Below are 19568 nucleotides of genomic sequence, written 5' to 3'. Positions count from 1 at the left end.
TTGTGAATGAGCCTTTTTTAAAGCTTATAAAATTGCTGCGCATTTTTACAAAATATCTGTTCAACAACATCTGAATTATAGGTAGCGACAATGTCGCTAAAGGCATCAATGATATTTGTGAGTGATGTGCTCACTTTATCCATCGGGAAGTTGGATGCAAACATGACACGATAAGGCCCAAAACATTGTAAAGCATGAATAATCATAGGAGAGACCAATTCAATGATTTGTTGTTTAGATGCTAGTGTTCGTCGTGTATGAAATTGATGACCTAAAACAGGCATGAAGAGTCCAGACATTTTTGTATATACATTCGGACATTGAGCTAATTCTGCAAGATCTTCTTTCCAGTGGAAATAGATATTGTCTCGCGCAGTTTGGGTGATTCCTGTGTGTTTACCTACTGGGCCGAATAAACCTGCTGGTGTGCCCAAATGGTCTAAGACAATCGAAGTCTCAGGAAAACGTTTTGCCAAAGCAATAACATCTTTAAGCTGGCTAGAATAAACCCAAGCATCAAAGCTTAAATTGTACTGGGCTAAGGCTTCAAAACCTTTTAAAAATTTTCGATCAGTGTAGAGTTGGGGATCATCGTTCCATGCATGAATTCCAGGATCTTCATGATGTGCAGCCATTTTTCGAATACCACGAAAATGCCGAGATGCCTTTTTATGCATTTTAAGAATTTTTTTGAAATTACTTTCACGAGGATCAGCTGTTGCAACGATTCCAGCCAATTTGATGTTTTCTTGAGAAAAAGGAAGCTGTTGAATAAATTGCGTTTCTTCTACAACGCCAGTCCCTTTTTGATGATGCCAGCTGGCTTCGACATGTACAACACGGCTCACAGTATAGTGTCCAATGTCTTTGTGGTAATCCGCTGGTAAATAGGGTGCTGTGATGTAATCTGTAAGTCCTACTGTCTCTATTAAATCTTTAGGTTTTACGAGACGAACGACTTTATCCAAGATTTTTGGATGTTTTCCAAAAAGCTTAACAGCTAAAGCGGCAGCATGCGGTGTGTGATAAGGATCCCATTGATGGATATGAGCATCGACGATGGGAAAGTTGAGTTGATTCATCGCTATCCTTAGTTGAGTCATCAATAAGAATAACATACGAGAAATTGATCAATTTTTGAATTGCATTTTCGTTTGAATATTAGAGTTTAAGCATTAAAAAAGCCCCCTAAAGGAGGCCCAATGCACACAATGCAAATCTATTTAATGTTCGTGGTCATGTTTATTTGCATGAAACTCTTCATTACGACGGAAGCGAAGGTAGTTCTCAAACTGTTCGCAGTATTCGTCATAATTATCTTCAAGCATCATATGAAACTGTTGCATGATATAAGACATCACTTGTTCTTTAGCATCACGCATTTCATTGCCATCTTTAAAGTTATTGGCAGCAACCCATGTATTAAAACGAGCAGTACCAAATAGCATCGCAGCACTGACTTGACCACGAGCATCAGCTGGTTTAACAGTAGAACCTTTTTCAACACGGCAAAATTCATTGGCTTGCTTAATAAATTCATCAGCACGTTCGAAGAAAATCGCATTCAATGCTTCTTCTTCAGTGACATCAGTCGCTTGAATCTTTTGAACCATGAATTGTTCCTAATAAATAACTTAATTCAAGCACTATTATAGGCAAAGGCTTGCATAAACTAAACCTTTCACTTAATCTAAAAATAGCCTAAGTAATTTTTTTATGAGCTTTTCTATGCAAGATGCTATCGCAGTTCAAAGTTTAAAAAGTGATATTGCGTTACTGAGACAGAATATTTGGCCACCTGTTGATCTTGCGAATGTCGAAGGTCTTCCCATTTATTATGGAAGCAAAGAGCAAGTAGCTGCTTATTACCAGCAGTGGACAGGTCTAATCGAAAGGGCACAAGATTTATTTCAACCTTTTATGGAAGATGAGGTTTTAGATGCCATTCATTTACCGAGTCATCTAAATTTACCGCTGTTTTATTTTCATGTAGACCGAATTCGCATTAACAAAACACGTGCAAAGGAATCAAAGACTTTTCGTGGTATTGCTAGTGTATTAGAGAAGTGTGGACAGTTTGAACCTGAACAAGTTTTGGCAATGAGTCGTTGGTTGGATCATGATGACACTGCTGCATTAGTTGCGCATCGCGAATTTATAGATTTAAGAACTTATGTATTTCAGCATGGGCAAAGTGAATATACGAGAACACGTTTTTATGTAAATGGTATTGTCTTAAGTGTTGAGCCTCATTTCGAGTTGGTTGATGCTCGCGATAAACCACGTAAGCAACGAAATGACTCATATAGCGATCCATTGGCGGATAACAACACGTGGCGTATTTATGGTAAATATCGTTAGTTGGACTGATTGAACTTAGTTTAGACATTAGAATCAACGATTAGCTACCATATAAGAACAAAGCTTCTACGATCCATATCCAAACTTATTGATTAGTATTGTTTAAAATAGTCATCACAAAAAATAACTAATTTCAAGAATGATGACTGAAAAGATTAAACAATTTAAAAAGGCGTGGATGTTATTTCGTCAACATGATGAAAATGGATTAAGTGTGTTCTTCGTTTTAGCCATACTTCAAATTTTAATTATTGGTACAAGTGTTGGTTTACCGTATTTGTTTAAGCTGCTGATTGACCAGACCAGTGAGCCTGATCATTACTATTCGATTCAAGACTTTTTTCAAATTCATCTGCTCTATTTATTCGCCGTGGCTTATGCACTCGCTTGGTTTATCAATGAAGGGATGAAGAATGTAAATAATTTTGCCATGTCTATGATGATCAGAAATGTTGATGCATCCATGCTTAAAGCTGGTGTATTTAATTTTCTAGATTTGAAATTAAAAGATCAACGTCAACAAGATATCGGTGTATTTAATGCCAATTTAATTCGTGGCAGCGAAGCACTTGGTACAATTATTTTTACTATATTTTTTGTCATTGTACCTACGGTATTTAAAATCTTAGGTATGGTGTATGTGCTCGGAAATACGATCAATCTTGAATTTGGTGTGTATTTTTTCGTATTCTCAGCTTGTACAGTTGCTTTATCGCTCATCATTACCTTTAAGACACAAGATATCTTTACGATTATGTATGGTGCTCGAAATCAACTGAATCAATTTGTGATTGAAAAACTCCAACAAAGTTATGATATCAAACTCAGTCATTCGAAATATTACGAATTTGAAGAGTTTAGCCGCAGAATCGATGACTATAAAATAAAGACTCAGGTTACCTATAAAAAACTTCAGTATCTCATGATATATCAACTGTTATTTGTGTCATTTTTTCTTTTGGTATTCATGGTTTTATCAGTCTATATGTTTGAATATCAAAGTTTTAGTTCAGGTGATTTTGTTTTAGTCAGTACCTATATTATAGGTTTAACCATTCCTTTAATGATGATGTCTCAAAATATCATTCATTTGAAAGGTCATATTGTGGCTATTGATCAGTACCTAGAATATTTTGAATTGGAACATGAGTCATTCAGTACGAATGATCTAACAGCTGAGGAACAGAAAGAAAGTGAGGTGGCGTATTCATTTCAAAATGTGTCATTTGATCTAGGTCAGCAGACGATTGAAAATTTTAATTTAGACATCGTGTGTGGAAAAATATATTTAATTCAGGGGCGAACAGGTATTGGAAAATCAAGTTTCCTCAATTATTTGGTGGGAATAGAAAAGATCAAATCTGGACGGCTATTCTTTAGAAATTTAGAGATCACTTCAGTATTTTCAGAAAAGATATTTGATCAGATTGCTGTGGTCAGCCAAACTCCGATCGTATATTCAACCTCATTAAGACAAAATTTGATTCAAAATACTGAGATCAAATATTCTGATGAGGAGCTTAAACATTGGCTAAAAGAGTTTGATTTACTCCATTTGCTGGAAAAAAATCAAATTGAGTTAGACGATGATATACAAGAAATTTATAAAAACTTCTCTGGTGGTGAAAAACAACGATTAAACATCATTCGTGCATTATTAAAAAAACCAGAGCTTCTGATCTTAGATGAACCTACAGCAGCCTTAGATGAGAAAACAAGTTCGAAAATTTTAAAAATTATTCAAGAGCGAGTTGAAACGGTCATTATGATTTCTCATGAACGTATGGCGACAGAAATCGCAGATGAAATTATTGATTTCAACATCATTCTAAATTCTATCGATGAGGATTAAATGATGATTGTTGTGGCATGAATATCAATCAAAAAAAGCGTTTTTTAAAATATGTATTTATTTGATTAAATTTAGTCTTGAGCAACGATTCATGTACTTGATGATAGATTTTGATGTCAGTTAAATATTTTTTTGCATGATCTGAATGATTTTTATGCTATGAAATATTTATGATAATACAAAATCTACAGCTGCTTGCGCATGAATAGAAGTTGTATCAAATAGAGGGACTGAGAATTTTAGATCTCCTATAAGCATACAAATCTCAGTGCATCCTAAAATGATTCCTTCAGCGCCAGAAGATATTAATTCTTCGACAATATGAATATATTTCTTTTGCGAAGCTTCGCTAATTATGCCTAAACATAATTCGTTGTAAATAATATCATGAACAATTTTTCTACTCGCTTTATTAGGTGTTATTACTTTAAGTCCTTTTTCCTCCAATCTGCTTTTATAAAAATCTTGTTCCATCGTAAATGCAGTACCAAGCAGCCCAATTTTTGTAATTTTCTGGCTCATGATTTCCATGGCTGTCGCATCTGCTATATGAATAAATGGTATGTTGGTTGATTCCTCAATATAAGTTGCTACTTTGTGCATTGTATTTGTACAAAGTACTATGCCATCTGCACCTGCTTTTTCTAATTGTATGGCTTGATCTCTTAAATAGATTCCTGCATCTTCCCATAATCCTTTGCGTTGTAACTCCTCAATTTCAGCGAAATCAACGCTAATAAGAATAACCTTAGCAGAGTGTAACTTGCCAAGTTTCGTTTGAACCATCTTATTGATTTGTTGATAGTACAAATCAGTCGACTCCCAACTCATTCCACCTAATAAACCAATTGTCTTCAAGTTCGCACCTTTAAAAATTAAATATTTAATTTATCAATATAATGAAAATTATCGAGTATGAAATTGCTACTTTTTAAAATAATGACTTAATCAAAGTGAGAAAAGTTCAGCTTTTGATGTGTATTTTTAGGGGATGAATGTATATAAGTTTAGCAGCAGAATTTACCAATCTTATGGTTGAGTAAGCTTCTCATCGGAAGAATTCACATTAACCCCGAACTTAGATGCCATAAATAGAGGAAAATTATTGTATTGCTGAACAATCCATGTATAGAGCATTCTAGTTCAAAATCTTGTAGGATATCAATCAAAAGGCTCATTCATGAGCCTTTTGATGAGTGATTTGAAAGATTAAAAAGTCTATTGTTCATAAGATTTTTAAAATTAAATCAAGGTGTCTACAACACCTTTTAATACACCTAATCCTAGTGAATCAATTGTTCCATTAAGTGTTTCATTTACGCCAGTGCCAATTTTCACTAAAGGATCTTTTAATCCTACAAGAGAGCCGACAGTACCAAGCAAATTAGTCACTAAACCTGCACCAGATACTGCTTCAATTTCATCTAATGTAAGTTCTTTTAAAGTTGTTGGATTTGAATTATTCATTGTATTCACCATTCATGTTTGATTTTATTTTCAAGTAAATCGAATAACTAGCGTTAAACGATAGACTCATCATAATGAATGCATTTTGTATGCCAACTAATAAATAATGATAAATATATAATTTAGGTATAATTAATAATATGGAGGAGTGATTAACGGATTTTTCATGAAAAAATTCATCATTTTTGTGCAAATGTCACCGAATTGGTGCATTGATCGATTTGAATGATGGTTGAGAATTTAGCGCGTTAATTTCTTAAATTGATTTCACTCAACGAAATGAGTTTATATTTCATAGAATTATTTAAGAATTGAGCGTAAAAAATTACACTCAACTCAACTCAACTCAACTCAACTCAACTCAACTCAACTCAACTCAACTCAACTCAACTCAACTCAACTCAACTCAACTCAACTCAATTAATTGATGTACATTGCTGAGCTTTAGGATTATTCAATCCTCGACTATGAGTGAATACAGCAATTACAGCTAATGAAATAAAAATCAATACACTGTAAATTAAGGTACTGGTATTGAAGTGATCTACCATAAAACCACCAAATAAAGCGCCTGCTGCAATCATGATTTGGAACATACTGACAAAAAGAGGCATCCCTTTTTCAACCGCATGTGGCGCATGTAAAAACATCCAGATATTGGCTGTCGTAGGAAAGGCACCAAAAGCAAAACCCCATAATGCTGTAAGAATATATGCACCAGTTAAGAATTTGGCATAAACAGGGAATGTAAGGAATACGATTGCTAAACACAATGCAACAGCAAAAAGCGTATAGCGGACATTGATATTGCTGCTATAACCGGAGAATGCATTGCCTACGAAGCCTGCTGCTCCATAAATAAGAAGTAAAGAACTGATGGTTGAACCATCAAATCCTGCTTCATTTTTATAGAAAGGCGCCAAGTAACTGTATGTTGAAAAATGCGCTAATCCGATAAATAAAACAATGATTAACCCTTTACGAGCTTTTGGATCTCGAAACAATGCGGGTAGATCGCTATATTGAATAGCTGAAGTCGGCGGTAATTTCGGTAGGAATTTAATTTCAAAAAACAGAATAATGGCACCAATCACCGAGGTGATCATAAAGGCATTACGCCAACCGTAAATTTCACTTAGCCATGTTCCAACCGGAACACCCAGCACAGTTGCCAGAGTCACGCCAGCCATGACGATAGCTGTTGCTTTGGCGATGGGTAGGTGAGGAGGTGCAACACGACCACTTAAGGCGATTGCAGTTGCCCAGAATCCGCCTATCGCGATACCCAAGAAAAAGCGACTCAATAGAATCCAAGTGAAACTTTCTGAATAGCTCGTAATGAAATTTGCAATGACCATGACCGCTGTGAGTGCGATTAATAAATAGCGTCGATCAAGTTGCTTCACCCAGACCGAGATAAGCGGTGCTGCGAAAGCACCCATCACGCCTGGAAGGGTAATGAACAGGCCAGCAGTACCGACTGAAATGTTGAGATCTAGTGCGATTGCATTGAGCACACCAATAGGGAGAAACTCACTGGTCACTAATATAAAAGCGGTGATAGAAAGTGTTATAACAGCAAACCAATTTCCTTGATTTTTTGTAGGAGATGGAGAATTAACAGCGGTTTCAGTCAGATGAGATTCGGATTTCATTGACCAACGCTCCTTGAAAATAATTTCATAATGATTGTTATAGAAATAAAATATTTGAATTTAAGATCTGGGTCAATTAATTTATTAATGATCATTATAAAATTAATTGGGTTGAATATGCAGGAAAGTTCAAAGCCAATAAATCAAATGGATAGTGCCAAATCAATATCAAAGGGGCGTGGACGTCCTAAGTGTTTTAATGAAGAACAAGCACTTGAAAAAGCCATGACACTATTTTGGAAATACGGTTATGAAGCCACTTCAATGAGTGATTTAACATTCGCCATGGGAATCACTGCACCTAGTCTTTATAGTACGTATGGTGATAAATCTGAGCTCTTTAATCGTTGCATTGACTATTATCTCAGGCACGAATCATGCTCGATGGAAATGATTTTTAAACAGGCACATTCCATAAAATTAGCAATGGAACTCTATTTGATTGAAAATCTAAAACGACTGGTGCAAGAAGACAAACCTAAAGGATGTATGTTGGTCGTGGCGACAATGAACTGTTCGATTCAAAATCAACAAATACAACAATCAATTTCGCAAAAAAGACAGCTATCTAAATCGAATTTACTAGAAAAATTATTAGCTGCCCAAGCTTCAGGTGAAATTAGTGTACAAACTAATATTCAGGCAATGACAGATTATTATATGACGATTTTGCAAGGACTAAGCTTACAAGCACGTGATGGCGCAACTTTTGAACAATTGGAAAGCGTTGTACACATGGCGATGCAAACTTGGGATCATTTTTAAGTCAGAACTTCTCACTGACGAAAAGTTCTGACTTGAATTTTATGACTTGATAAATTTTCTGCTTACTAAGAATTGTTCAGTCGCTTCCAAAAGTTTTTCAGCGTAAATTTCTTGCTTTGCCGTCAACCAACCTAAGGCGAACCAGTCACTGGCTTCTAATTCTGTTTGCTGTAAGTAGGATGATGAGGAAGACAATACTTGATATTGTTCAGCTGCATAATGTGCATCATTAAGCGCCTTGCCGTATTTTTGTAAATTCTTCACATCAAAAATTTGTGTTAAGACTGGGAAACTGAATTTTAATTCACTTAAATGTATTGCCAATTGGTCAAGACTTTCAAAGTTAGAAGGATCAGCTTCATTCAGACATTCCTGTAAAACTTTATACTGCTGTTGAAGCGTATTTTGAGCATAGGTTTTGAGGTCTTGGGTTTGCACCTTCTTGGAATTGCCTAAACTAAAACTCAAAAGTTCAAGATAGTGTTGAACGTTTTGGGTAGATTTGACTAAGTTATTTAATTTTTCTCGGGCGTAGAGCACATCTTTGCTGAGCATTTCAGCAGTTTTAGGGTTTTGCAGAATAGCACCTAAGGTGTGTTGCATATGCTCATAATGTTTTAGGTTTTCAAAATGACTTTTAAATGCAGATAACTGATGTGCCCATTTATCTGTGCTCTTTGATGTCCAGTCTTTAAAAATAGATAGACTTAAAAACAAATAGTTCAAAGCAATATGTGCTTGTTCGATGTGTTCCTGTTCAGCCACTTCCGCAGAAATCGCAGCAATATTCGGCAGCAAATGTTGCATATGGTGACCGATCATCATTCGAATCGTTTTTTCTGCGCTTTCTTTTTTTGCAACGATCCATTCTTTTTCAGTTCGCGCTGGGCTTACAACTAAATTTGAAACCAATAAATTACCAAACTCAGCCTTACTTCGAACGTCTAGCCAAAGTTGATATTTTTTGACCCACTCAAAACTAAACGCTAGTAATGTTTCAACTTTTCCTTGTTTGAGTTCAAACTCTACTTCATGAATCTCATGTTCTCGATCATCTGATCGTACAACGCCAATATCTAGACTCACTTCAATCTCGGCATCTTCAAAGCTAATCACTCGAACTGTACGTTGAATGTCTGTTTCAAACTGCAAGACTAATTGGTCAAAATCACCTTTCAATGCGTCATTTAAGACCTCATAAGCTTCGGAATCATCTGAATAAATAGATAGATCTAAATTCGGTGCAGCCTCAAGATTACCTAAATCATGATTATGTTCGAAACGGTGTAAATGGCTTTTACTTTTCGTCGCTTTTAGGGTTTGAACCCAATTGGTATTTTCAAGACGTTGTCGAATGGCTATCCCATGCTGAGAGAGTAGGCGATCTGGAGTGTCATAGTACTTTGCTTGCATTTGAATGAGTTCAGACTTTTTTGGATCGATTGCTTTTAAAATCGCATTCCGTCGAGCTTCTGGGATCTGAAACTTTAATTCAATTTCAAGCATGTGATTTTCCTAATCTATCAATCATTTTCGTAGAAGTAAGACATTTGATTGCCTTTTAATTTAAAGGGGATTGTAACTGATTCAGTTAGAACCACAATCTTGACAATTCACTTACATTTACTTGAATGAATGATTAATCACAATATTTGTAAGATAAGCTTTTCAAGTGCGATTTTTTGAATTATGGTGGTCAAAAAAAGGACAGGAATACAACAATGAATGCTTATGTAGAGCCATCTTCATCGCAAGAAGAAGCTAAATTTCAATTACCCATCAAGAATTACTCAGAATTTTATCGTTTTTATTTGACTGAACACCGCAGCATTATGAGTCGTCGTTTACATGCAGCAGGTAGCTCAATCGGTATTTATTTTTTTACTCAAGCGATTCGTCAGCGTAAAGCTAAATATCTGGTCTACGGATTAGTTTCAGGCTACGCATGCGCGTGGGTGGGGCATTTTGTTTTTGAAAAAAATAAGCCAGCAAGCTTTAAACAACCGTTGTATAGCTTTATTTCAGACTGGAGAATGTTATCGGATATTTTGCGCGGAAACTTGAGTTTGAAAGATCGTAAATTTGATAAAATTGATAGCTAAATTTATATATTGTTAAAAAAGCTCAGCAGATTCTGGGCTTTTTTTGTCATGAAATGTTTTAAGAAAGCTACACAAAAATATGATTATATGATAGCTGGAGAGGCTTAACATCCAATGAATAAATCCAAATTATAAATATTGGGATTAAATAAAAAAATTAATGTATTCAGTTAGATGAGTTAACGGTATTATTCTGATAAACCGCATATAATACATATTATGTTAATTTAAATAATACTGAAAAAAAAGAAGATGAACTATATATAGAACTTTTATTATGAGAGTGAGTATTTTTAATGCGAAACATACTTCTGTTTGATTTGGATCAAACTATTTTGAATAGGAATGAGTCACTTATTCGTTTTATAAGTTGGCAAGTAAATTTTTTCCAATTAGTACCACAAGAACTAAAAGATGCATTTATAAAAAAATTTATTGAATTGGATGATAATGGAAATGTTTGGAAAGATATAGTTTACAGTCAATTAATCAAAGATTATAATATAAAAAAATTTACTGTTGATGAATTACTTAATTCTTACATTACTGATTTCAATAAATTTTCAATTGGTTTTGATGACGTCCAAAAAGTCATTTCAGATCTTTATCAAAAGGGATATAAGATTGGGTTAGTCTCCAATGGAAAAAGCCCATTTCAGGAACATAATTTTTATGCTTTAGGTCTTACCGAATATTTCTCGACTATCATAGTTTCAGAAGCGATTGGCTTGAGAAAGCCCGATAAAAAAATATTTGCTTACGCTTGTAACCAGTTAAATTGTACACCTTCTGATTGTATTTTTATTGGTGACAATCCTAAAGCTGATATAGAAGGTGCAAAAAATGTTGGTATGAAAACTATTTTTTTTCACCCAAATACAATACTAAAAAAAGCAATTACAGATGAGAGTATTCATCATTATGATGAATTAGAGCGAGCCATCAATAGAATAAATAATGGGGGCTTATGATGAATGATAAAATTAATTTATATGAAAACGTTTTATAAAATTGAATGAATTAAGAAAATGTATTGATAATATTGGTGCTTCACTCATTTTGATACTATCCGAGCGCTTTAACTAAACTAATAAAACTAGGAAAATTAAAGACTTAATCTGAGTTACCCTCAGTAGATCTCTGAAAGAGAAAACAATCAAATTGTTAATTTTAAAAAACTTTCTGATGAAGCTATTTAAGTCCATTAGTTGCCGGCAAGTTTTACGATTGATTATTGATGAAGTTATCAAACATCATGAATTAAGTACTGAATCAAATAATTAAACGCATCTATTTAATATAATTGAGATTATACAAAATTATTGACTGTACTTTAATGGAAGAGGGAATCCTTTATGCATTTACTGTACATAACATGCCAAAAGGTGTTTTCATACTAATTATGAATGTGTTCTTCCAAGGCTTTGTCCTATAATGTTTTAAATTTTTAGTATTTGCCTAGAGTTATTCTTTATGCGCGGTTTGTATTTAATCACCAACGATGATCCTATTGAACTTCTATTAGCAAAGCTTGAAGGAGCGATGGCAACTTATGAAGTTGCAGTACTTCAGTATCGTCGTAAAAACGTTGCGAAAGAAGATCAAGCTTATGAAATTGAATACATGAAGAATATGTGTAATCAATATAAGGTTCCTTTTGTCATTAATGATGATTTAGAGGCCGCAGTCAAATATGGCGTGGGTGTGCATCTTGGTCAAGATGATGGTTCAATCCAAGAGGCTGTGGAAAGATTGCCAAAAAACGTCTTAATTGGACGTAGTTGTAATAATTCTATTGAACTAGCTGAGCAAGCGATCGCAGACGGCGCAAATTATGTAGCATTTGGCGCAATTTATGCGACACAAAGCAAACCTGAAGCAGGTAATATTGGTTTAGAAACATTAAAAGCTGCAAAAGCAAAATTAAATGTACCTATTTGCGCGATTGGAGGTTTGACGGTTGAAAATGGTGCTGAAGTGATTGCTGCCGGAGCAGATCTTTGTGCTGTTATTAGCGATGTATTGGGTCGGTCTATGTCAACCGTTGGTCAACGTGTTTACGATTGGTCAGAGCTATTTACTAAACAAGCTTAAATTTTTTACTTTTTTGAGTTGAGTGATTTTCATGAGTTTATCTCCTAAGCAAGAACAATTATTTAAACAAGCCAGCAAACATATTCCTGGTGGTGTGAATTCACCAGTACGTGCTTTTAATGGTGTAGGCGGTACGCCGGTATTTATTGAAAAAGCTCAAGGTGCCTACCTGTACGATGTAGATGGCAAACGCTATGTGGATTATGTTGGTTCATGGGGACCAATGATTTTAGGACATGCACACCCTGCGATCATTAAAGCTGTTCAAGAAGCCGCTGTTGATGGTCTAAGTTTTGGTGCACCTACAGTGCATGAAACGACATTGGCAGATATTATCTGTGAAATTATGCCGTCAATTGAATTGGTACGTATGACCAACTCAGGGACAGAAGCAACAATGACTGCGATTCGTCTTGCACGTGGGTATACAGGTCGTGACAAGATTGTTAAGTTTGAGGGCTGTTACCATGGTCACTCAGACTCACTTTTAGTGAAAGCAGGTTCTGGTCTACTCACAAGTGGTGAAGGCGAGGCGACATCAGCGGGTGTTCCTGCTGATTTTGCAAAACATACTTTGACGCTTCCATACAATGATATTGCGACTTTAAAAGAATGCTTTGCTAAGTTTGGTTCCGAAATTGCGGGTGTTATTGTTGAACCTGTTGCAGGTAACATGAACTTGGTTAAACCAATTGATGGATTCTTGCAAGCCATTCGAGATGTGTGTGATGAGCATGGTTCAGTCTTCATTATTGATGAAGTGATGACTGGATTCCGTGTGGGATTAGGTGGAGCTCAAGCACACTACGGCGTTACACCTGATTTAACTACGCTAGGTAAAATTATTGGTGCAGGTCTGCCTGTAGGTGCATTTGGTGGTAAGCGGGAGGTGATGGAATGTATTGCGCCTCTAGGTAAAGTTTACCAAGCAGGAACTTTGTCAGGTAACCCGCTGGCAATGAGAGCTGGGATTGAGATGTTTAAACATCTTCGTCAACCAGGTTTCTATGAAAATCTAACTGCACAGCTCGAAAAGTTATTGGTTGGTTTACAGACTGCCGCAGATGAAGCAGGTATACCATTTAAGACTCAACAGGTTGGAGGTATGTTTGGATTGTATTTCACTGATCAAGAAGACATCACAAGCTTTGATTCAATGTTGAAATGCGATGTTGAAATGTTCCGTAAATTCTTCCATGGCATGTTGGATGAAGGTGTAAATTTAGCGCCTTCTGCTTTTGAAGCCGGCTTTATCTCAAGTGCGCATTCCGATGAAGATATTGCGTTCACTATTCAAGCAGCTAAGAATGTATTTGCGCGTTTAAAATAGAATTTTTTTGAAAATCTATTAACATAAGCCTACAGTAGTAAATACTGTAGGCTTTTTTGCACGTATAAAATTCACGGACTTAAAATAGAAATGAAATTAAAACATTATTTAACTTTAGAAGACGCGGAGTTCTTACTGACGCGTGCGCAACAATATGCGATTGATAAAAAGTTGAATGTCAGTATTTCTGTTGTAGATGAAACTGGAAGTTTACTTGCAATGAAACGCATGGATGGTGCCTCTCCAATGACTGCGAATTTGTCAGCTGAAAAAGCAAAATGTTCAGCTTTGAGCCGCCACCCATCTCAAATTTTTGAAGAGCTGATCAAAGATGGGCAATTGGGTTTTCTGACTGTTCACTCATTGTCGGGAATGTTAGAAGGTGCGGAACCCATTATTTATCAAGGGCAATTGGTGGGAGCCGTGGGAGTTTCAGGTGCTAAATCTTTTGAAGATGCTGAAATTGCGCTGCATGCCATAGAAGTTTTCTTGGCTTTAGCTGATTAGAGTGGCAATGTCATATTTTTATACACCACCCAAAAAAATTGAACTCAGCGCGAGTTTGGCAAAGTGGTCCATTGAAGCTGAACAATGCGTCTTGGTGGTTTTTGGATTTCAACGTTTAGCTGAATATAGCAATGACCAACATCAAGAATTATTAATTCATTTAAATCGCTTAATTAAAAAAGCTCAGGCTTTAGATATTGAAGTGATTGAAATTGAAGAGCAACAATCATTTTCTAAAGTAGCGCAGTTGGGTGAATTACTGGCAGAAAAAAAACAACTGATTGTGTCTGGCATGATCAATTCACCTATAAAGCAACTTTTACAGCATATCATTTCGATTACTCCTCAAATTTGTGTGGTGAACGATGCTGTTCATGTAGAAACGAAGAGCCAACATTTACAGTGGATTGAGAACTGTGTAGAACAAGATATTCATCATATGAATACATCTTCCATGATTCGAATGCTGGAATTGAGTGCGCCGTCCTCATTTATTCTTTCTGAAAAGGGTATATTGCTGTCTATTGCTGAATACCTCGAATTCGATATTTTAGAAATTGATCCATTTCAAGATTTAAGGCGCTATGGCTTAGATTCAGTCGCAATGGTGAGTTTGATTGGCTTGTGGAGAGCCAATGGCGCACATATAGATTTTGAATCATTTGTGCAAAATTGCACACTTTCTCAATTGCTTCCTATCCTGAGAAAAGACTGCTAGATGTCAAAAATAAAACTTAATACATTTGAATCGTTAGATTGATTTAATTTCTATCAGATATCGGAAAAATCATCACTGTTTGTCCATTTCAAGATTGTAATTTATCGCTAAGCTTTCTATTATTGCCGCCTTGTTTTCACGATCTGCTAGGAATAGAAATTTGAGTCATTTTCTTCAGGAACATCTCATTCATCGTGATCAAGATTTTATGGTGATTCACAAACCAGCTGGATTACTTTCTGTTCCGGGCAAAACGCCTGATCTTCAAGATTGCGTTATTAATCGTCTTCTTCAAGAAGAACCGCGTACGCTTTTGATTCATCGTTTAGATCGTGATACATCCGGCTTATTGGTGTTTGGACTCAGTAAAACAGGTCAAAAATCGATCTCTCGCCAATTTCAAGAACGTGAAACGGATAAAACTTATCAAGCACTAGTCGCGGGATATGTAACAGGTCAAGGAACTGTAGATATTCCTGTGATTTACGACCCATCGCGTCCGCCATTGCATATCGTAGATGCGCATCACAATAAAGCAGCGTTAACGCATTGGGAAGCAATTGAACAATTTCAAATTCAAGATCAGTGGGTGACACGCGTAAAATTAACGCCAATCACAGGTCGAGCACATCAACTTCGCGTTCACATGCAGCATTTAGGGCATCCCATCGTAGGGGATACTTTGTATGCAACACCAGCGCAACAAGCTTTGAAAGATCGACTCTGTTTGCATGCAGAGCAGTTAAGTTTCAATCATCCTGTTACCGGTGAACGACTGAATTTTCATTGTCCAGTGCCGTTCTAAAAACACATTTTTAAATCAGCATACGAATATTTTATGATCTGATCATGATGAAATCTTGGTTATGATCAATTAAATAGATCGGTGCTAAATATTGCTCACTTTTTGGTGGGCTTTATGTCAAAATATATTGCTTATAGACGTTAAATTTTGCTCAAATCATCTCCTGTTTGAGCATAAGTTTTCAGTCCTAACTTGAGATAAGGTGGAAAAATTGCAGCAGTTTGCTATTGGTCAACGTTGGTTATCAGACACAGAGACAGAGTTAGGTTTAGGGGTTTTGATTGATGTAAATGAACGATCAATTAGCATCCTCTTTCCTAAAAGTGACGAAACCCGTGTCTATGCACGTAGTAACGCACCTTTATCTCGAATTGTGTTCAATGTGAATGATGAGCTTCAAGACCAAGAGGGCATCGTCTGGAAAGTCGAATCATTAGAAGAGCGTGGTGGCGTTATTCGTTACAACGTCATTCGTCAGTTACAAGATGGTACTGATGAACGTAAATCATTAAATGAAACTCGTGTTGGTGCGACGATTCAGTTGTCTAAACCACTTGATCGTTTACTGGCAAGCCAAATTGATTATAAAGAATGGTATGACCTGCGTATTGAAGCATTACAAATGCAAGCTAATATGCAAAATAGTCCATTACGTGGCATGGTGGGTGCTCGTGTTGGATTGATTCCTCACCAATTTTATATCGCGCATGAAGTAGGTAAGCGCTTTGCCCCACGTGTATTATTGGCGGATGAAGTTGGTCTAGGCAAAACCATTGAAGCAGGTTTAATCATACACCAGCAACTTAAAACAGGACGTTCTGAACGCATCCTGGTTTTAGTTCCTGATTCACTGCAATATCAGTGGATGATTGAAATGCGTCGCCGTTTCAATTTGAATTTCTCCCTATTTGATTTAACGCGTACTGCTTCGATCAAAGAACATGATCCAGAATTGAATCCGTTCTTAACTGAACAGTGCATCATTGCGTCTGTTGATCTCATGATCGACCATGAAGATTTACGTGAGCAAGCGCTCGAAGCAGGTTTTGATTTGCTTGTGGTGGATGAAGCACATCACTTGATGTGGTCAGAAGAAGAAGGTGGTAATGACCGCTATGATCTTGTTGAAGAGTTTGCTGAAAAAACAGCAGGCGTACTTTTACTGACTGCAACGCCGGAACAGTTAGGTGTTGAGTCCCATTTTGCTCGTTTACGTTTGCTCGATCCGCAACGTTTCAATTCACTTGATCGTTTCTTAGATGAAGAGGAAAAATATCAGCAAACAGCTCAAATTGCGGAAGTGCTGATGTCGGATCAACCCCTTGAAGCTGATCATTTCCAAGCAGTTGAGCAGTTACTGGGTCACAAGATTGAAGATGAGCCAGAACAGCGTTTCCGTGCAATTCATGAATTGTTAGATCGTCACGGTACGGGGCGTGTACTATTCCGTAATACACGTGAAGCGATACAAGGCTTCCCTGGTCGCGATTGTCAGCCTGCACCATTACCTGCGCCAGAAGGATGGTCGATGGATGGTAAACTTCGTGAACAAATGTGGCCAGAAGAAGCGCAATTGGACGGGGCTTGGATGGAAACTGACCCACGTGTAACGTGGATTATGGAAATGCTCCGTACTCAGTTAAAGCATAAAAAAGTCTTACTTATTGCACGTAGTGGGCCAGTAGTTGAAGCTTTAGAAAATGCATTACGTATCCATGCAGGGATCCGTACAGCAATGTTCCATGAAGGCATGAGTCTATTAGAGCGTGACCAAGCAGCTGCTTATTTTGCAGAAGATTCATATGGTGCTCAGATTTTATTGTGTTCAGAAATTGGTTCAGAAGGTCGTAACTTCCAGTTTGCTTCAGATTTAATCCTATTTGATTTGCCAGCGAACCCTGATGTTCTTGAACAGCGTATTGGTCGACTTGATCGTATTGGTCAAGAAAACCGTATTCAGATTCATGTGCCATATTTAGTGGGCACTGCACAAGAGCGTATGTTCCGTTGGTACAATGAAGCATTAAATATTTTCAGCAATATTTCTCCAACTGCGCAAACCTTACAAGAAAATTTTATTGTTGATCTTAAAGATTGCTTGTTGGCTGATAAAGGTCAAGCCTTTGAAGATTTGCTTGAAGCCGTGAGTGTGCAACGTGAAGCTTTAGAGCAAGAGCTACAAGCAGGACGTGATCGTTTATTGGAATACAATTCTTGTCGCCCAATGGTTGCGCAAGAAATTGTGCAAGCGCTTGAAGAGTATGATGACAATACGACTTTGCCAATGTTTATGAAACGCTTCATGGCGTCAACCAATATTGATTTTGATGAGCAAAGTAATGGCACGGTGATTATTAAGCCTACTGATCAAATGCAAGTCCAAGGTCTGACTTTGGATGAGGAAGGCATGACCGTGACGTTCTATCGTGATCAGGCTCAGATCCGTGAAGATGCGCAATACATAACGCTTGAGCATCCTTTCACTGAAAGTGTCATGGAAATGATCAATACGCAATCGTTTGGTAGTACCAATGTGGCGTTATTGAAATCTGCAGCTTTACCACAAGGTTCAGTTTTAGTTGAGGTGTGGTTCAAAGTGGATGTGATTGCACCGAAAGCATTGAACTTGCCAGCGAGTTTACCAACACAATTGATTCGTGTGTTATTAAGTGAAAAAGGCCAAGATTTATCAGCTAAAATTGCACCAGATATTTTGAAACCATACTTACATCATCTTGACGGTAATAGTTGTCGCCAAGTGGTGAAAGCACGTCGTGATGTCGTTGAACAACGTTATGCACAAGCTTTAGACATTGCAAAAGGTGCTTTGCCTGAATTAAAACAGCAAGCGAAAGAAATCTATAGCAATAAATGGCAATATGAAATTGATCGTTTAAGTTATTTGAAACAATTTAACCCAAGTATTCGCGAAGATGAAATTGCACGTTTGCAGAAGCTTCAAAAAGAAGGCTTAAGCCTTTTAGAAGGTTTAGCTGTAACGCCTGAAGCGATTCGAGTCTTGGTGGTGGTAAAGCCATAAAATAAAAAAAGCACCCTAGGGTGCTTTTTTTAGGACTGCAGAAATTGATTGAAGTCAGGTTTTCTTTTTTGTAAGAAAGCCATCACGGCTTCAATCATTTCAGGTGATGTTAAACGTTCTGCAACAACCTCAGCTTCCTGAACAATACAATTCAGAATTTGATCTTGCTCGGGTCGAATTTGTTTTTTAATAATTTTTAGCGTGGTCATTGGCAGTTGACTCATCTGTTGAGCTCGCTGCAAAGCTAATTGTTCAGGTTGCTCGCAAATCTGATTGATGATTCGACATTTTAGCGCCTCTTCCGCTGAAAATTTTCGACCTGTGAGCAATAATTCGGCAGCCATATGATAACCAGCCAACTCAGTGAAAAGAAGGCTGGTGCCACCTTCTACAGATAATCCCAAACTTACAAATGGAATTTGAAATTCTGTATCGGGGTGAGCGTATACCATGTCACAGTGAAATAGCATAGTGACGCCAACGCCTATAGTGCAGCCACGTACCGCAGCAATAATAGGTTTAGAAAATCTTGCGATCGCTTTTAGGAAGACAAAGGGTGGTGTAGCATCAGCGGCTAAACCAACATATTTTTGAGCGGCAGACATAAAATCTTTCAGATCATTTCCTGCGGTAAAATCATGTTCGTTACCCTGTAAAATCACAACATTCACTTGTTGAGATTGATCTGCTGCATCCAATATTTTTGCAATGTCATTGTACATTTCCCCAGTTAAAGCATTTTTTTGCTCGGGGTGATCAATTTTGATGGTCAGGATTCTATTCTCAATCGTGACATGAATAAAAGGGTTTAGTGAATCTAAATTTTTTAACATGGCGGCATTCCTTGTCGCAAATTAAAAAAGCTCAGTAGA

General features: G+C 36.8%; 18 protein-coding genes. 11 read left to right on the top strand and 7 right to left on the bottom strand.

Annotation, left to right across the window (positions count from 1 at the left end; genetic code table 11):
- Positions 1 to 17: 17 nt before the first annotated feature.
- On the bottom strand, positions 18 to 1082 hold the full coding sequence (locus tag AC1M9J_RS06945) for an amidohydrolase family protein (protein WP_481952067.1): 1065 nt from the start codon (positions 1080 to 1082) through the stop codon (positions 18 to 20).
- Between the two features lie 141 nt (positions 1083 to 1223).
- Positions 1224 to 1613, bottom strand: a complete 390-nt coding sequence (locus AC1M9J_RS06940) for a DUF3144 domain-containing protein (RefSeq protein WP_092767127.1) — start codon at positions 1611 to 1613, stop codon at positions 1224 to 1226.
- Between the two features lie 115 nt (positions 1614 to 1728).
- Between AC1M9J_RS06940 and AC1M9J_RS06935 the strand changes: the two genes are divergently transcribed.
- A complete protein-coding gene (locus AC1M9J_RS06935; RefSeq protein WP_035268706.1) occupies positions 1729 to 2361 on the top strand; it encodes a hypothetical protein in 633 nt (210 codons plus the stop codon).
- 142 nt (positions 2362 to 2503) lie between these two features.
- Positions 2504 to 4213: an ATP-binding cassette domain-containing protein gene (locus AC1M9J_RS06930; protein WP_481952066.1), complete on the top strand. Its 1710-nt coding sequence runs from the start codon at positions 2504 to 2506 to the stop codon at positions 4211 to 4213.
- A 168-nt stretch (positions 4214 to 4381) separates the two neighbouring features.
- On the opposite strand, the gene AC1M9J_RS06925 is transcribed toward AC1M9J_RS06930, so the two are convergent.
- The 3 genes from AC1M9J_RS06925 to AC1M9J_RS06915 all read right to left on the bottom strand — a co-directional run bounded on the left by AC1M9J_RS06925 (position 4382) and on the right by AC1M9J_RS06915 (position 7335).
- Positions 4382 to 5071: an aspartate/glutamate racemase family protein gene (locus AC1M9J_RS06925; protein WP_092767123.1), complete on the bottom strand. Its 690-nt coding sequence runs from the start codon at positions 5069 to 5071 to the stop codon at positions 4382 to 4384.
- Between the two features lie 384 nt (positions 5072 to 5455).
- Positions 5456 to 5680 (bottom strand): hypothetical protein, encoded by a 225-nt coding sequence (locus AC1M9J_RS06920; RefSeq protein ID WP_180028591.1) that lies wholly within the window; start codon positions 5678 to 5680, stop codon positions 5456 to 5458.
- Between the two features lie 416 nt (positions 5681 to 6096).
- Entirely contained in the window at positions 6097 to 7335 is a 1239-nt protein-coding gene (locus AC1M9J_RS06915; protein WP_481597396.1) for an MFS transporter, read from the bottom strand.
- Positions 7336 to 7452: 117 nt separating this feature from the next.
- On the opposite strand from AC1M9J_RS06915, the gene AC1M9J_RS06910 reads away from it, so the two are divergent.
- Positions 7453 to 8100: a TetR/AcrR family transcriptional regulator gene (locus AC1M9J_RS06910; RefSeq protein WP_481952065.1), complete on the top strand. Its 648-nt coding sequence runs from the start codon at positions 7453 to 7455 to the stop codon at positions 8098 to 8100.
- A 39-nt stretch (positions 8101 to 8139) separates the two neighbouring features.
- Here the strand turns inward: AC1M9J_RS06910 and AC1M9J_RS06905 are convergent, their stop codons facing one another.
- Positions 8140 to 9606: a CYTH domain-containing protein gene (locus AC1M9J_RS06905; RefSeq protein ID WP_481608815.1), complete on the bottom strand. Its 1467-nt coding sequence runs from the start codon at positions 9604 to 9606 to the stop codon at positions 8140 to 8142.
- A gap of 215 nt (positions 9607 to 9821) precedes the next feature.
- Here AC1M9J_RS06905 and AC1M9J_RS06900 point away from each other — a divergent pair, with 215 nt between their 5' ends.
- From AC1M9J_RS06900 to rapA, 8 genes are all read left to right on the top strand, one after another.
- Positions 9822 to 10202 (top strand): Mpo1-like protein, encoded by a 381-nt coding sequence (locus AC1M9J_RS06900; RefSeq protein WP_180028595.1) that lies wholly within the window; start codon positions 9822 to 9824, stop codon positions 10200 to 10202.
- 296 nt (positions 10203 to 10498) lie between these two features.
- On the top strand, positions 10499 to 11173 hold the full coding sequence (locus AC1M9J_RS06895; protein ID WP_481952064.1) for an HAD family hydrolase: 675 nt from the start codon (positions 10499 to 10501) through the stop codon (positions 11171 to 11173).
- Positions 11174 to 11675: 502 nt separating this feature from the next.
- The gene (thiE, locus tag AC1M9J_RS06890; RefSeq protein WP_481952063.1) at positions 11676 to 12296 is read left to right on the top strand and encodes a thiamine phosphate synthase; all 621 of its coding nucleotides are present in this window, start codon (positions 11676 to 11678) and stop codon (positions 12294 to 12296) included.
- Between the two features lie 31 nt (positions 12297 to 12327).
- On the top strand, positions 12328 to 13626 hold the full coding sequence (hemL, locus tag AC1M9J_RS06885) for a glutamate-1-semialdehyde 2,1-aminomutase (protein WP_481613045.1): 1299 nt from the start codon (positions 12328 to 12330) through the stop codon (positions 13624 to 13626).
- A 90-nt stretch (positions 13627 to 13716) separates the two neighbouring features.
- Complete coding sequence (locus AC1M9J_RS06880) at positions 13717 to 14133, top strand: GlcG/HbpS family heme-binding protein (protein WP_035267160.1); 417 nt, start codon at positions 13717 to 13719, stop codon at positions 14131 to 14133.
- Between the two features lie 7 nt (positions 14134 to 14140).
- On the top strand, positions 14141 to 14851 hold the full coding sequence (locus AC1M9J_RS06875; protein ID WP_481952062.1) for a phosphopantetheine-binding protein: 711 nt from the start codon (positions 14141 to 14143) through the stop codon (positions 14849 to 14851).
- 160 nt (positions 14852 to 15011) lie between these two features.
- Complete coding sequence (locus AC1M9J_RS06870) at positions 15012 to 15656, top strand: RluA family pseudouridine synthase (RefSeq protein WP_481590280.1); 645 nt, start codon at positions 15012 to 15014, stop codon at positions 15654 to 15656.
- Positions 15657 to 15858: 202 nt separating this feature from the next.
- Entirely contained in the window at positions 15859 to 18696 is a 2838-nt protein-coding gene (gene rapA / locus AC1M9J_RS06865; protein WP_481952061.1) for an RNA polymerase-associated protein RapA, read from the top strand.
- Between the two features lie 29 nt (positions 18697 to 18725).
- Here the strand turns inward: rapA and AC1M9J_RS06860 are convergent, their stop codons facing one another.
- Positions 18726 to 19529 carry an enoyl-CoA hydratase-related protein gene (locus tag AC1M9J_RS06860; protein ID WP_481597388.1) on the bottom strand — a complete coding sequence of 268 codons (804 nt, stop codon included), beginning with the start codon at positions 19527 to 19529 and terminating at the stop codon, positions 18726 to 18728.
- Positions 19530 to 19568 lie beyond the last annotated feature (39 nt).

The sequence above is a fragment of the Acinetobacter sp. ANC_7588 genome, from assembly GCF_056783995.1.
This window is presented reverse-complemented; position numbering and strand designations above follow the sequence as displayed.